The organism is Streptococcus sp. cx1, from assembly GCF_052384325.1.
Lineage (GTDB): Bacteria > Bacillota > Bacilli > Lactobacillales > Streptococcaceae > Streptococcus > Streptococcus salivarius_G.
On sequence record NZ_JBQSUN010000001.1, the window covers coordinates 151,193 to 166,258 of the forward strand.

The 15,066-nt window shown below is 41.5% G+C and carries 12 protein-coding genes; all 12 read left to right on the forward strand.

Features of this window, described 5'->3' with window-relative positions; genetic code table 11:
* The first annotated feature begins 310 nt into the window (after positions 1-310).
* The 12 genes from ACT170_RS00710 to ACT170_RS00765 all read left to right on the forward strand — a co-directional run bounded on the left by ACT170_RS00710 (position 311) and on the right by ACT170_RS00765 (position 15,046).
* Positions 311-1,372: an SPFH domain-containing protein gene (locus ACT170_RS00710; protein WP_371510957.1), complete on the forward strand. Its 1,062-nt coding sequence runs from the start codon at positions 311-313 to the stop codon at positions 1,370-1,372.
* A 2-nt stretch (positions 1,373-1,374) separates the two neighbouring features.
* Complete coding sequence (locus tag ACT170_RS00715) at positions 1,375-1,965, forward strand: hypothetical protein (protein ID WP_151404433.1); 591 nt, start codon at positions 1,375-1,377, stop codon at positions 1,963-1,965.
* A 306-nt stretch (positions 1,966-2,271) separates the two neighbouring features.
* Positions 2,272-3,510: a CD20-like domain-containing protein gene (locus tag ACT170_RS00720; protein ID WP_444817900.1), complete on the forward strand. Its 1,239-nt coding sequence runs from the start codon at positions 2,272-2,274 to the stop codon at positions 3,508-3,510.
* A gap of 115 nt (positions 3,511-3,625) precedes the next feature.
* A complete protein-coding gene (locus ACT170_RS00725) occupies positions 3,626-4,531 on the forward strand; it encodes a LysR family transcriptional regulator (protein WP_004183016.1) in 906 nt (301 codons plus the stop codon).
* An 8-nt stretch (positions 4,532-4,539) separates the two neighbouring features.
* A complete protein-coding gene (gene lspA, locus ACT170_RS00730; RefSeq protein WP_037602007.1) occupies positions 4,540-5,001 on the forward strand; it encodes a signal peptidase II in 462 nt (153 codons plus the stop codon).
* Positions 4,985-5,875, forward strand: coding sequence for an RluA family pseudouridine synthase (locus tag ACT170_RS00735; protein WP_002886027.1), 891 nt, complete (start codon positions 4,985-4,987; stop codon positions 5,873-5,875). The genes lspA and ACT170_RS00735 overlap by 17 nt, the downstream gene beginning before the upstream one ends.
* A gap of 220 nt (positions 5,876-6,095) precedes the next feature.
* Entirely contained in the window at positions 6,096-6,617 is a 522-nt protein-coding gene (gene pyrR / locus ACT170_RS00740) for a bifunctional pyr operon transcriptional regulator/uracil phosphoribosyltransferase PyrR (protein WP_002886175.1), read from the forward strand.
* Positions 6,618-7,036: 419 nt separating this feature from the next.
* Positions 7,037-8,314 carry a uracil-xanthine permease family protein gene (locus ACT170_RS00745; RefSeq protein WP_045001885.1) on the forward strand — a complete coding sequence of 426 codons (1,278 nt, stop codon included), beginning with the start codon at positions 7,037-7,039 and terminating at the stop codon, positions 8,312-8,314.
* A 24-nt stretch (positions 8,315-8,338) separates the two neighbouring features.
* The gene (locus ACT170_RS00750) at positions 8,339-9,265 is read left to right on the forward strand and encodes an aspartate carbamoyltransferase catalytic subunit (protein WP_002885976.1); all 927 of its coding nucleotides are present in this window, start codon (positions 8,339-8,341) and stop codon (positions 9,263-9,265) included.
* Between the two features lie 163 nt (positions 9,266-9,428).
* Complete coding sequence (locus ACT170_RS00755; RefSeq protein ID WP_002885900.1) at positions 9,429-10,517, forward strand: carbamoyl phosphate synthase small subunit; 1,089 nt, start codon at positions 9,429-9,431, stop codon at positions 10,515-10,517.
* Between the two features lie 227 nt (positions 10,518-10,744).
* Positions 10,745-13,924, forward strand: coding sequence for a carbamoyl-phosphate synthase large subunit (gene carB / locus ACT170_RS00760; RefSeq protein ID WP_070579254.1), 3,180 nt, complete (start codon positions 10,745-10,747; stop codon positions 13,922-13,924).
* 366 nt (positions 13,925-14,290) lie between these two features.
* Positions 14,291-15,046 carry a class I SAM-dependent methyltransferase gene (locus ACT170_RS00765; protein WP_444817901.1) on the forward strand — a complete coding sequence of 252 codons (756 nt, stop codon included), beginning with the start codon at positions 14,291-14,293 and terminating at the stop codon, positions 15,044-15,046.
* The last annotated feature ends 20 nt before the right edge of the window (positions 15,047-15,066 follow it).

Consider the following 15,066-nt stretch of genomic DNA (forward strand, 5'->3'; position numbering starts at 1 on the left):
TTCCTGTTTTTTTATCTCTCATTTTCTAGTTTTATCATCAATACGTATAGATTGTTTTATTCGTCATGTTATTATTCTTTATTTAATAATAGTATTAGTGGAGTTAGATAAGAACTTTCTTACATAAGATTATATTCTATTTATAGAACTTTTGTGCTATAATATTTCTGTCATATAAATCGAATTTTTAGACAATACAAGATTATGCTATTGTTGAGAACTTTTATATATTGATAAAATAGCATAATATGGCTTATATAAAAGGTTTTTAGTGTATGGTTGTATAAATTAATTTTGGAGGAACTTTAATTTGGCTTTAATTGATGTTGTAAAATACAATGGTGGTCCAAATGTCTTTGCTTGGAAATTTCCAAGTGATGAGCTTAGTACCTTTACACAACTGATTGTGAATGAGTCTCAAGAAGCTATCTTAGTGAAAGATGGACAATTTGCAGATATTTTTAAAGCAGGAAGGTATAGACTGACAACAGCAAACATTCCAATTCTTAATAATATTATCAATCTTCCTTTTGGTGGAGAGTCACCATTTAAGGCAGAGGTTTGGTATGTTAATAAGGCTTATAGCCTAGATATTAAGTGGGGTACTCCTTCACCTATTCAACTACAAGACCCTAAATTTGGTATCTTTGCTCCAGTCAGAGCTAATGGTATTTTTGGTATTAGAATCACAGATTCAGAAAAGTTTTTAAGAAAATTTGTTGGAACGTTGTCGGTATTCAATGCTACGAATGTTACTAATTTCTTTAGAGGAGTTTATGTTACTAAAGTAAAGGATACTATTGCCTCATATCTTGTAAAGAAAAATGTTGGTATTTTGGAAATAAATGCTCATCTGAATGATTTGTCAAACTTCCTAAAGGCTGACCTTCATCCTTTCTTGGAGGACTACGGTATTAGTTTAATCAGTTTCTATATTAATGATATCAGTGTTCCAGAGAATGATGAAGGAGTTAAGCAATTAAAATCAGCGCTTTCAAAACGTGCCGAGATGAATCTTTTAGGATATGATTATCATCAAGAACGCTCATTTGATACGTTGGAGGGCGCTGCTAAAAACACAGGCTCAGATGCAAGTTCTATTATGGGTGCAGGCTTAGGAATGGCAATGGGTGTAGGTCTTGGTGGAAATATGGTAAATAACTTTGCAAGCCTTTCTCAAACTCTCAATTCTCAGGTAGATAATCAAACGACTAAGAATTGTATTAGATGTCATACACCTTTACAAATTGAAGCTAAATTTTGCCTAGAATGTGGGCAAAAACAAGATTTATCATGTCCTCAATGCCAGCAAAAAGTTGAACTGGGAATGAAATTCTGTTCAAACTGTGGACAAAATCTACAAGGAGGATAAAAATGCTAGATGATTTGAAAAATAAAGTAACAGGCAATATGAAAGACATAGGGGAGTCTGTAGGTTTCAATCTTTTCTCTAAAGAAAAAGCAGATATGTTAGCAAGAGCCCAAAAAAAATATAAATTGAGAAGTCTACGAGGGTGGCTTGCATATTATGGTGGCTTGATTATATTTTTGGGCTTAAGTGTCTTAGCTATAGCTTTTAACTGGATTACTATTCTTATAAGTATAGTATTTACGATAGTTGGATTAATCTTGATAATTATTGAACTAACAAGAATGCCAATGTATAAACGTTTACCGAATTATTTTGCTTGTATTGCTGATAGTAAAAATGGTTCATTGGATGCTATTTCGGCATCGCTTGGTTATCCTTATGAGACTGTAGTTTCAGATATTGAATTTCTTATTAATCGAGGGATTTTGGAGAAGACATACATCAATCATTCTAGGCGATTAATTACTTCACCACTGATTGGAGAAGTAATTTTACAAGATGCAAGGCGCGTGCTTTGTCCTAACTGTGGTGCTACTAATGAGATTATTGGTCAAACAAAAGAATGTGATTTTTGTGGAACGGTATTACAATAGAATGATGTTTAGTATAGAGCTATTTGTGTGTGCTTTTATGAGTATTCTCATCTTTTTGCATTTTTAACTAATGTTAAGACAAATTTATAAATGCTTTGTAGAATATAGAGTTATCCTATGAATTTCCCAAAAAACAGTATCCAGAAAGGTACTGTTTCTTTTCTTCTTCCATCCATTTTCATATTATATCTTGTCACTAAAGCACATCAGGCAGTCTCAAAAAATTTTCTCCTATATCCGACCTTATTTTCATAAAACCAGATTAAAGTATGATAAAATAAAGAAAAAGAGATAAAGGAGTCAGCTATGGCAACTAGAGAAGAATGGGTGCGTCACTTTGAGGACGTCAATGGTCGTAAACCAAGTCCTGAGGAGTTTATGGAAGCTAAGAAAGAGGGCTTTGTCATCGCTTCGGAGGAACCAAGTGTCCAAGTGTCTGAGCAGGTTGAGGCTCAGCAAGTGGATAGCTCTGAAACTACTGAAGAGGTGACAGCTGACTCAGTAGCAGATACGCAACCAGACAAGGCTCAGGTGGCATTAGAGGAGGAAGCTCCTAAGCCAATGCCTGAGTTGAATCTGGAGAAAGAGCAAGAAAAAGAAACTCCAAAGACAAGTCAGATACCTTTGGAAAACCCTTATTACAAGCCAAAAGTAACCAAGAACAATGCTTTTGTTAATATTGCTTTGCCAATTATTATCCTAGTTTTGGGGATTCTATTTGTCATTTTGTCTTGGACGCTTCCTATCGGTTTTGTCTTTACTTTCCTTGCTTTCTTCCTTATCATTTTGGCGATTGTGACTTTGGTTTTGAGTCTGAAATCGACACGCAAGGCACTATCTATTATTGCCCTAGTCATGTCAATTATCTTCTTCATGACTTCGCTTGCTGGAGCAGGTTATCAAGCGGTGAAATATGTCATGAACCATGCTGAACAGTTCCAAAGTGACGGTCACGATAGAGCTTATCTGTACATCGATGAGAATTATAAGTTTGACTGGACTGAGGATCAGTTTAAGGAGTTGAAGGTTGGTACTTTGACATTGGACGAGGTCTTGGATGCTCACGGTAAGGCGACTGATGCCGAGTATAGTGACGCTTACGAGGAAGATAAACCAGATTTACTAGACCTTACCTATAGAAAAGAAAACACAGATGGAAACAACTATGTTCGTTTGACTTTCGAGATAAAAGACGGTGTCTATGTTTTGAAATCTGCCTCAGCAACCTTCGACTATGATAAGGTCAAAGAAGTCGATGACTATCATAGCAACTGGACAAAAGATGACTATGAAAAGTTGGCTGTAGGTACACAAGCTGATTTGCTTAAGGGGACACGACTTTCTGAAGTGGTTGAAAAACACCCAGAGGCTAGCTTCACTTATCATGAAATGACACAAACTGAACAGGGCGATCTCACTCAGTCAGTGAGTCTTAGCTACCGTGATTATAATCCAGAAAATGGTAAGGTAGATACTGTTCGTTTGACCTTCGACTATGACAAACGTGAAAACGAGTACTTCTTGACAGACAAATCAGACGAATAGGACTACTTTGTTAGTCATTTAAGCTCAGGGTTGCCTGGGCTTTTTAGTATCAACAAAAGAGGATAAAATCTGGTATAATAGAACTGATTGATTTTTCAAGAAAGAAGTGTCACAGATGAACATACAACAACTACGTTATGTCGTAGCCATTGCCAACAGCGGAACCTTTCGTGAGGCAGCCAGCAAGCTCTTTGTGAGCCAGCCTAGCCTATCAGTGGCTATCAAGGATTTGGAGCAGGAGCTGAATTTTCAAATTTTCACCCGTACAACGACGGGGGCTGTCTTGACTAGTCAGGGTATGACCTTTTATGAGCGTGCGCTTGAGGTGGTACGCAGTTTTGATAGTTTTGAAAATCGCTATCTCAATGCTTCTGAAAAGGGTAACCAGTATTCGATTGCCAGTCAGCACTATGACTTTTTGCCACCTTTGATTACGACTTTTTCAGAGCGTTACCCTGATTACAAGGATTTCCGTATCTTTGAGTCTACGACCATTCAGATTTTGGATGAGGTAGCCAAGGGACACAGTGAGATTGGGATTATCTATTTGAATCGTCAAAATAGCAAGGGAATCCAGCAAAATATGGACAAGCTTGGGCTTGAGGCTATTGATTTAATTCCGTTTAAGACGCACATTTATCTCCGTAAGGGGCATCCTCTGGCTAAAAAAGAAAGTCTGGTCATGGAGGACTTGGCGGCCTTGCCTACGGTGCGTTTCACTCAGGAGAAGGACGAGTACCTTTACTATTCTGAGAACTTTGTGGATACGTCAGATTCGTCTCTTATGTTTAACGTGACAGACCGTGCGACTTTGAACGGTATCTTGGAACGTACGGATGCTTATGCGACGGGGTCTGGCTTCTTGGATGCACAAAGTGTGAATGGGATTACAGTGATTCCGCTTGAGGATAATTTGGATAACAAGATGGTTTATGTCCGTCGTAAGGGGATTAACTTGTCGTCTTGTGCTCTCAAGTTTGTCAATGTTATGTTTGACTACTTTGATACATACAAACCATAGGAGGATTTATGCGTAAGGTTGCGATTCCTTTGGCTATTCTAGCTCTGATTGGTTTGGATCAGTGGGTCAAGCATTGGGTTGTGGCAAATATTGCCCTTAACCAAGTTATCAAGGCTATTCCCGGACTTTTCAGCTTAACCTATCTACAGAACCGTGGTGCTGCCTTTTCGATTTTACAGGATCAGAAATATTTCTTTGTGATTTTGACGGTTCTAGTGATTGGTGCGGCTCTGGTTTATCTGGTTAAGAATTATCAGAAGAGTCTTTGGCTGGTGCTATCTTTGGTGTTGATTATCTCAGGTGGTATTGGTAACTTTATTGACCGTCTGCACTTGGGTTACGTAGTTGATATGGTTCAGCTTGATTTTATTGATTTTGCGATATTTAACGTGGCAGACTCCTATCTAACAGTGGGCGTGTTGCTCTTGATTTTAATCTTATGGAAAGAGGAAAATGGAAGTCATCATTAAAGAGGCGGGAAACCGTCTGGACAAGGCTTTGGCAGATTTGACAGAATTGTCACGTAGTCAGGCCAATGAAGCAATCAAGGCTGGGACAGTCTTGGTTAATGGTAAGTCGGCAAAGGCCAAGTATGCGGTTAAAGAGGGTGATGTCATCACCTATGAATTACCGGAAGAAGAGGTCTTGGAGTACAAGGCCGAGGATATTCCTTTGGATATTATCTACGAAGATGCGGATGTGGCAGTGGTCAACAAACCTCAAGGCATGGTGGTCCATCCTTCAGCTGGTCACACGTCTGGTACCTTGGTCAATGCCCTTATGTATCATGTCAAGGACCTCTCGTCTATCAATGGTGTGGTTCGTCCAGGGATTGTCCACCGTATCGATAAGGACACGTCAGGCCTTCTAATGATTGCTAAGAATGATAAGGCCCACAATGCTTTGGCGGCGGAGCTTAAGGATAAGAAGTCCCTTCGTAAGTATGTGGCTATCGTGCATGGCAATCTGCCTAACGATCGAGGCGTGATTGAGGCTCCGATTGGGCGCTCAGACAAGGACCGCAAGAAGCAGGCGGTTACAGCTAAAGGAAAACCTGCAGTTACACGATTTACCGTTCTTGAACGTTTTGGCAACTATACGTTGGTAGAGTTGCAACTGGAAACAGGTCGTACGCACCAGATTCGTGTGCACATGGCTTATATCGGTCACCCGGTGGCGGGAGATCCTCTTTATGGGCCACGCAAGACCCTCAAGGGCCATGGCCAATTTCTACATGCCAAGACCCTTGGTTTCACGCATCCTACGACTGGAGAATTGGTCGAATTTACAGCGGAAGAACCTGCTATTTTCAAGGAAACCTTGGAGAAGCTGAGAGAAGCTTAACAGTTATTAAACGGATAGTCTTTCTTGGGAGAGGCGTCCGTTTTTTTCTTGTAAAAGAGTCTGAAATTTGCTATAATTTACCTAATTAAATAAGTCCTTTAATCACTGTCCAGAGAGGCAGGCAAGGAGCCATGAGAAGTGTACGGGTGAACTGTACTCATATTTTTGTGTATCTCCTTGTTTTCGAGGGGATTTTTTTGTATTTAGAAAGGTTCTTTTTATGAAGAAAAAAGAGATCGTCGATGACGTAACCATGAAACGTGCCATTACACGTATCACTTATGAGATTATTGAGCGTAACAAAAATCTCGACAAGATTGTCTTGGCTGGTATTAAGACACGTGGTGTTTATATTGCTCAGCGTATCCAAGAGCGCTTGAAACAGTTGGAAAACCTTGATGTGCCATTGATTGAGCTTGATACTAAGGCTTTCCGTGATGATGTTAAGGCTGAACAAGACACATCTGTTTTTCCTATTGAAATTGATGGAACAGATGTTATCCTTGTGGATGATGTGCTTTACACAGGTCGTACGATTCGTGCAGCTATTGATAATATCGTTAGCCATGGACGTCCAGCGCGTGTTGGTTTGGCTGTCTTGGTTGACCGTGGTCACCGTGAATTGCCAATCCGTGCGGACTATGTTGGTAAAAATATCCCAACTAGTGAGTCAGAAGAAATCGAAGTTTTGGTCGCAGAAGTTGATGGCAAAGATAGCGTCAACATTATTGATCCAAGCTAAGTTGACTGACGGATAGGGTAATATGCCCTTTGTATCTTGTTAATTGAACACGCCCTAAGCCTTGTGCAAAAAAGATAAATATTCTTAGGAGCTGGCGCTCCGTCATCATATTTCCTATTTTTGCTTTAGGCTTTAGACGGGCTTTGTATCTTGTTTAATTGAACACGGGACTCATTTCTTAGGAAAAAAGATAAGTCTCCTAGCACTCTTTGGAGTGCCTTGTCGACTTCCTATTTTTCTACAGAAATGTTTAGCTACGCTAAAACGTCCCTTTGTATCTTACTAATTGAACACGGGCTAAGAGCTGTGTAAAATAGATAAATCTTCCTAGAAGCTAAGGCTTCAGCGTCAGATTTCCTAATTTTACTTTGCTCTTTATACGCCCTTTGTATCTTAATTTTAAGGAGTTCTTTGATATCGTGAATAACGTAAAATATGATGTGAATGATATGCCGAAACCTGGTTTATTGGTTGGTTTGTCATTCCAGCACTTGTTTGCCATGTTTGGTGCGACGGTGCTTGTGCCGATTTTGGTTGGGATTGATCCCGCTATTGCTCTTTTCTCATCTGGTTTGGGAACTTTGGCTCACTTGACGGTGACCAAGTACAAAATTCCAGCTTACATGGGGTCTAGTTTTGCCTATATTGCGGCTATGCAGACACTTATGAAGACTGATGGCATTGCGGCAGTGGCTCAAGGTGCCATGGCAGGTGGTTTGGTTTACTTGCTTGTGGCTCTGATTGTTAAGTATGCGGGTAAAGACTGGATTGATAAGGTCCTTCCACCAATCGTGGTTGGTCCCATTATCATGGTGATTGGTTTGAACCTTGCAGCCAATGCAGTCAATGATGCGACAACTTTAAATAAAAGCTATAGTATCTATGCTCTATTGATTTCGATGGTGACCCTCTTTGCGGTTATCCTCTTTAACATGTATGGCAAGAAGATTGTCGGTGTCATCCCAATTTTGCTTGGTTTAGTTGTGGGCTATATTTTCTCAGCGGTTCTTGGTTTGCTGACAGGACATAGTTTTATCAATTTCTCAGAGGTAGCTGCGGCACATTGGATTCAAGTTCCCAACTTTGACATTCCATTTGTGGATTATAGCTTTAAGCTCTACCCAAGTGCGATTTTGACCATGGCTCCGATTGCCTTTGTGACGATGACTGAACACTTTGGTCACGTCATGGTTCTAAACAGTTTGACTGAGCGTGATTACTTCAAAGATCCAGGACTTGACCACACCCTTACTGGTGATGGTTTGGCACAGATTATCGCTGGTTTCTTTGGAGCTCCTCCGGTAACTTCTTATGGTGAAAATATTGGGGTTATGGCCCTCAGTAAGGTCTACTCAGTTTACGTTATTGCGGGCGCAGCAGTGATTGCGGTCTTGATGAGCTTTATTGGTAAGCTATCAGCACTCTTGCATTCTATTCCAACTCCTGTATTGGGCGGATTATCTATTGCCCTCTTTGGAGTTATCGCTGCTAGCGGTTTGAAAATTTTAGTTGAACATAAGATTGATTTTGATAATAAAAAGAATCTCTTGATTGCTAGTGTTATCTTGGTATCTGGTATCGGTGGTTTGATGATTGACCTTGGTGGTCTTCAAATCACGGGTGTGGCAAGTTCAACCATTCTTGGTATCTTGCTCTATCAAATCTTGCCAGATCCTAAAAAAGGTAGCAAAGATTAGTCAATCAATTTAAAAGGAAAAACTATGGCGATTGCAGATGGAAAAGTGTCACTGAAACATTTGGTGACAATGGAAACCCTCACGAATGAAGAGGTCTTAGGCCTGATTCGTCGAGGTGGAGATTTTAAAAATGGCAGAGCTGATTTCCAGCTGGATCGACAGTATTTCGCTGCCAATCTCTTTTTTGAAAATTCAACACGAACGCACAAGTCCTTCGAAGTGGCTGAGAAAAAACTAGGCTTGGATGTGATTGAGTTCGATGCTGGAACTAGCTCGGTGAACAAGGGTGAGACCCTCTATGATACGATCTTAACCATGTCTGCCTTGGGTGTTGACATCTGTGTGGTCCGCCACTCGGAAGTTGATTACTACAAGCAGTTGATTGATAGTAGAACTATTCAGACCTCTATTGTCAATGGTGGTGATGGTTCAGGGCAACACCCAAGTCAGTGTTTGCTTGACTTGATGACCATTTACGAAGAGTTCGGAACCTTTGAAGATCTTAAGATTTGTATTGCAGGTGACATTACGCATTCGCGTGTCGCTAAGTCAAATATGCAGATTCTCAAGCGTTTGGGAGCTCAGCTTTATTTTGCAGGTCCGGCAGAGTGGTACTCGAATGAGTTTGATGTTTATGGTCAGCATGTGGCTATTGACGACGTCATTGAGGACTTGGATGTACTCATGTTGCTTCGTGTTCAGCACGAGCGTCATGGGGATGACAAAGGATTTTCAAAAGAAGACTACCATGCTCTCTATGGTTTGACTGAAGAACGTTATGCCAAGTTAGCTGATCAGGCGATAATCATGCACCCTGCTCCGGTTAATCGTGATGTGGAGATTGCTGATAGCCTGGTTGAGGCGCCTAAGGCTCGTATCGTTGCTCAGATGCAAAACGGGGTCTTTGTCCGTATGGCAATTATTGAAGCTATTTTAAATGGCAAAGCGTAAACAACGTTAACCGATTCCTGAGAGAATCAGACGAAAAAGAACATGGGCTAAATCTTTGAAAAGAGACAAATCTTCCTAGAGGCTGGAGCTTCTCTGTCAGATTTGATTTTCATTCAGATGTTTAACGCCCTTTGTATCTTAGTGAAAGGAACAATTTACTATAATGGCAAAACGTTTACTTATTTTGGAAGACGGCACTATTTTTGAAGGTCAGGCCTTCGGTGCTGATGTGGATGTGACGGGTGAAATCGTCTTTAATACTGGTATGACAGGTTATCAAGAATCTATCACAGACCAGTCTTACAATGGTCAAATTTTGACTTTTACTTATCCACTTGTTGGTAACTACGGTGTTAACCGTGACGACTATGAGTCAATTAAGCCAACGACTAAGGGTGTCGTTGTGTCAGAGGCTAGCCGTCGTGCCAGCAACTGGCGTAACCAAATGACCTTGGATGAGTTTTTGAAGGCGAAAAACATCCCTGGTATCTCTGGTATTGATACACGTGCCTTGACTAAGATTATCCGTCAACACGGTACCATGAAAGCCACTTTGGCTAGCCCTGGTGACAGTATCGAGCACTTGCAAGATCAATTGCGTGCGACTGTTTTGCCAACCAATAATATTGAGCAGGTATCAACTAAGACAGCCTACCCAGCACCAGGTGTTGGTAAAAATATCGTTTTGGTTGACTTTGGTCTCAAGCACTCTATCTTGCGTGAGTTTTCAAAACGTGATTGTAACGTGACTGTTGTGCCACATGATATCACTGCTGAAGAAATTCTCCACCTTAATCCAGATGGTGTGATGTTGTCAAATGGTCCAGGTAACCCTGAAGACGTACCGTATGCACTTGATATGATTCGTGGCATCCAAGGTAAAATTCCAATCTTTGGTATTTGTATGGGTCATCAGTTGTTTAGTTTGGCGAATGGTGCCAAGGCCTACAAGATGAAGTTCGGTCACCGTGGATTTAACCATGCGGTTCGTGAAATTGCGACTGGTCGTGTTGATTTCACTAGCCAAAACCATGGTTATGCCATTGACCGTGAGTCACTTCCAGATTGCCTCATGGTAACACACGAAGAAATTAACGATAAGTCAGTTGAAGGTGTTCGTCACCGTGACTTCCCTGCATTCTCAGTGCAATTCCACCCAGATGCAGCTCCTGGTCCACACGATGCTAGCTATCTCTTTGATGAGTTCTTGGAATTGATTGATGCTTTCCAAGCTGAAAAAGCACGTCGTTAATTGCAACTGTCTAGTGACTATAGTGGGGTATGACTCTTGTTCGCCCCAGTCTACTACCTTATTTAATGACAACCAGAGAGTTGTCAAATAGAAAGGAGAAGATACAGGTTCACGGAAGTGAACACGCCCTAAGGACTGTGTGAAAAAGATAAACGGTGACTAGACGCTTGGGCGTCGTCACGTTTCCTATTTTCACTGGGTCCTTAACGGGCTTTGTATCATAAATTATGCCTAAACGTTCTGATATTAAAAAAATTATGGTTATCGGGTCTGGTCCTATCATCATCGGTCAGGCTGCTGAGTTCGACTATGCTGGTACGCAAGCCTGCTTGGCCTTGAAAGAAGAAGGTTACAGTGTTGTCCTTGTTAACTCTAACCCTGCGACAATCATGACTGATAAAGAAATCGCAGACAAGGTTTACATTGAACCAATTACGCTTGAATTTGTCACACGCATTCTTCGTAAAGAGCGTCCTGATGCCCTCTTGCCAACACTTGGCGGACAAACTGGTTTGAACATGGCAATGGAATTGTCAAAAGCTGGTATTCTTGAAGAGCTTGGAGTAGAGCTTTTGGGGACAAAATTGTCTGCCATCGACCAAGCCGAAGACCGTGACCTCTTCAAACAATTGATGGAAGATTTGGAACAACCAATTCCAGAATCTGAAATCGTCAATACAGTTGAAGAAGCAGTTGCCTTTGCGTCAGAAATTGGTTACCCAGTTATCGTGCGTCCAGCCTTTACCCTTGGTGGTACTGGTGGTGGTATGTGTGCCAACGAAGAAGAACTTCGTGAAATCGCTGAAAATGGCTTGAAATTGTCACCAGTAACACAATGTTTGATTGAGCGTTCTATCGCTGGTTTCAAGGAAATCGAATACGAAGTTATGCGTGATGCCGCAGACAATGCTCTTGTGGTATGTAACATGGAAAACTTTGACCCAGTTGGTATCCACACAGGGGACTCAATCGTATTTGCCCCAACGCAAACCTTGTCAGATATTGAAAACCAAATGCTTCGTGATGCCAGCTTGAAGATTATCCGTGCCCTTAAAATTGAGGGTGGCTGTAATGTACAGTTGGCTCTTGACCCTAATAGCTTCAAGTACTATGTTATCGAAGTAAACCCTCGTGTATCACGTTCATCAGCCCTTGCCTCAAAAGCAACTGGTTACCCAATCGCCAAATTGGCAGCCAAGATCGCTGTTGGTTTGACACTTGATGAAATGATTAACCCAGTCACTGGTACAACTTATGCCATGTTTGAACCAGCTCTTGACTATGTGGTTGCTAAGATTCCACGTTTCCCATTTGATAAATTTGAACACGGTGAACGTCGTCTTGGTACTCAAATGAAAGCAACAGGTGAAGTTATGGCTATCGGTCGTAACATCGAAGAGTCACTTCTTAAAGCCTGCCGTTCACTTGAAATCGGTGTTTACCACAATGAAATGTCTGAGCTTGCGGACGTCACAGATGATGCTTTGGTTGAAAAGATTGTCAAAGCTCAAGACGACCGTCTCTTCTACCTTTCTGAAGCCATCCGTCGTGGATATACTATTGAAGAATTGTCAGAGTTGACTAAGATTGATATCTTCTTCCTTGATAAATTGCTCCACATCTTCGAATTGGAACAAGAATTGGCTACTCACGTAGGCGATGTTGAAGTTTTGAAAGAAGCTAAACGTAACGGTTTCTCTGATCGTAAGATTGCTGATCTTTGGAATCAAACAGCTGACCAAGTTCGTGCGACACGTTTGGAAAATAACATTGTTCCTGTCTACAAGATGGTTGATACCTGTGCGGCTGAGTTCGAGTCATCAACACCGTATTTCTACTCAACTTACGAGTGGGAAAATGAATCAATCAAGTCTGATAAAGAATCTGTCATCGTTCTTGGTTCTGGTCCTATCCGTATCGGACAAGGGGTTGAGTTCGATTATGCGACAGTTCACTCTGTAAAAGCTATCCAGGCTGCAGGTTACGAAGCTATCATCATGAACTCTAACCCTGAGACAGTTTCAACAGACTTCTCAGTTTCAGATAAACTTTACTTCGAACCATTGACTTTCGAAGACGTGATGAACGTTATCGAATTGGAACAACCTAAGGGTGTCGTGGTTCAGTTTGGTGGACAAACAGCCATCAACTTGGCAGAGCCATTGTCTAAAGCTGGTGTGAAAATCTTGGGTACACAGGTTGCTGACCTTGACCGTGCCGAAGACCGTGACCTCTTCGAGCAAGCCCTTAAAGACCTCGATATCCCGCAACCACCAGGACAAACAGCGACAAATGAAGAAGAAGCGGTTGAAGCAGCTCGTAAGATTGGTTTCCCAGTTCTTGTTCGTCCGTCATACGTTTTGGGTGGACGTGCCATGGAAATCGTTGAAAATGAAGATGACCTTCGTTCTTACATGCGTACAGCCGTTAAGGCAAGTCCAGACCACCCAGTCCTTGTTGATAGCTATATCATCGGACGTGAGTGTGAAGTGGATGCCATCTCTGATGGTAAGGATGTCTTGATTCCTGGTATCATGGAACACATCGAACGTGCAGGGGTTCACTCAGGGGACTCAATGGCGGTTTACCCTCCACAAACCCTTTCTAAGAAAATCCAAGAGACTATCGCTGACTACACTAAACGCTTGGCTATTGGTCTTAACTGTATCGGTATGATGAACATTCAGTTTGTTATTAAGGATGAAACGGTCTATGTTATCGAGGTTAACCCACGTGCTAGCCGTACCGTACCATTCTTGTCTAAGGTTACTGATATCCCAATGGCTCAAGTTGCTACAAACTTGATTCTTGGTAAATCATTGGCTGAGCAAGGTTACAAAGATGGTCTTTACCCAGAAAGCAACCATGTTCATGTTAAGGCACCCGTCTTCTCATTCACAAAATTGGCTAAGGTAGATAGCCTCCTTGGACCTGAAATGAAATCAACTGGTGAAGTTATGGGGACAGATGCGACTCTTGAAAAAGCGCTCTATAAAGCCTTTGAAGCATCTTACCTCCACTTGCCAACCTTTGGTAACGTTATCTTCACTATTCATGATGATACTAAAGAAGAAGCCCTTGACTTGGCCCGTCGTTTCGATGCCATCGGTTATGGTATCTATGCGACTGAAGGAACAGCTAAGTTCTTGAATGAACACGGGGTTCACGCAACGCTTGTTAACAAATTGGGTGAAAATGATGATAACGACATTCCAGCCCTCGTTCGTACAGGTAAAGCGCAAGCCATTATCAATACAGTTGGTAACAAACGTACTTATGACGAAGACGGAGCAGCTATCCGTAGCTCAGCTATTGAAGCTGGAATTCCACTCTTCACAGCGCTTGATACAGCAGATGCTATGGTGCGTGTGCTTGAAAGCCGTAGCTTTACAACAGAAGCTATCTAATCACGAAACAAAGTCTCAGCTTTGCTGGGGCTTTTTTATTGAAGACAAAGTTTTCTTTTGAGACTTTTCTTAAGTGATGACGGAAGTCAGCGACCTTCTGCGAAGTTCCATGACTAGGTTTTGAGCCGAAAGTCTCAAAACTTCCGAACGCCTGAAACTAATCGTTTCAGACGTTTTTATCACTGCGAAAAGTCTCGGTATAAGCTTACTAGGTTCGCAAAATCTATTTCATATTTAAAAATAGTTTAATTATGTTCTGAGTCTCAGCCTTGCTGGGGCTTTTTTCTTACACAAATGTAAGCTAACAAATTAAAATGAAAGCTAAGACCATGGTTTTGTTTTCTAAGATTCTGCTATACTAGTAACATGATTATTACCACATCTTTACGTGAAAATGAGGCCTTGATTGCGCATGCCCAAGAATTAGCTAGCGAACTCGGGGCTGACTATCAACCTCGTCGCAAGTTATCCTTGGCAAAATGTTTAGAGCGATTTGGAGCTTTTTATCTTCTATATAAAGACAGATTGTCTTTTGTCAATGCGGATGGCAGTGAGCTGTCCTTTCATCCAGATACAGCAGTTCTTCGGATTAAGGCGCCACACGATGCTCTAGTTAATCTTTTGGGTTCGTCTTCCAAGTCTATTCTCGACACAACCATGGGTCTGGCTTCCGATAGTCTAGTTATGGCGGCAGCGGGAAATAAGGTGACTGCCCTTGAGAGTCAAGAAGTGATTTTTCAGGTGGTTTCTCGTGGTCTGGCCACATATCAGACAGATGACAAGCAGCTTGAAAAAGCGATGCGTTCTATTAAGGCTATTAAGAGCGATAGCTTATCCTTTTTGAAATCCCAGGCTAATCACTCTTTTGATATCATCTATGCCGATCCTATGTTTTCAGAGACTATCAAGGAATCGGAAAATCTACAAGCTATCAAACCTTTGGCCAATGGCAGCCGTCTGACAGAAGAATGGTTAAATGAGGCTAAGCGTGTCGCACGACAAAAAATTATCATCAAGGCGCATTTTCGAGATACCGTTTTTGAGGAACTTGGGTTTGAACGTCAGATTCGTCCCAATCAAAAGCTGCACTATGGTGTCATGGATTTAAGCGAAGGCCATTGACACAGAAAGTTAAAAGTATT

Coding starts and splice junctions, on each gene's coding strand:
- ACT170_RS00715 (WP_151404433.1), top strand. CDS start 1,375: ATGCTAGATGATTTGAAAAATAAAGTAACAGGCAATATGAAAGACATA.
- lspA (WP_037602007.1), top strand. CDS start 4,540: ATGCGTAAGGTTGCGATTCCTTTGGCTATTCTAGCTCTGATTGGTTTG.
- ACT170_RS00755 (WP_002885900.1), top strand. CDS start 9,429: ATGGCAAAACGTTTACTTATTTTGGAAGACGGCACTATTTTTGAAGGT.
- ACT170_RS00725 (WP_004183016.1), top strand. CDS start 3,626: ATGAACATACAACAACTACGTTATGTCGTAGCCATTGCCAACAGCGGA.
- ACT170_RS00750 (WP_002885976.1), top strand. CDS start 8,339: ATGGCGATTGCAGATGGAAAAGTGTCACTGAAACATTTGGTGACAATG.
- ACT170_RS00720 (WP_444817900.1), top strand. CDS start 2,272: ATGGCAACTAGAGAAGAATGGGTGCGTCACTTTGAGGACGTCAATGGT.
- ACT170_RS00765 (WP_444817901.1), top strand. CDS start 14,291: ATGATTATTACCACATCTTTACGTGAAAATGAGGCCTTGATTGCGCAT.
- ACT170_RS00735 (WP_002886027.1), top strand. CDS start 4,985: ATGGAAGTCATCATTAAAGAGGCGGGAAACCGTCTGGACAAGGCTTTG.
- pyrR (WP_002886175.1), top strand. CDS start 6,096: ATGAAGAAAAAAGAGATCGTCGATGACGTAACCATGAAACGTGCCATT.
- carB (WP_070579254.1), top strand. CDS start 10,745: ATGCCTAAACGTTCTGATATTAAAAAAATTATGGTTATCGGGTCTGGT.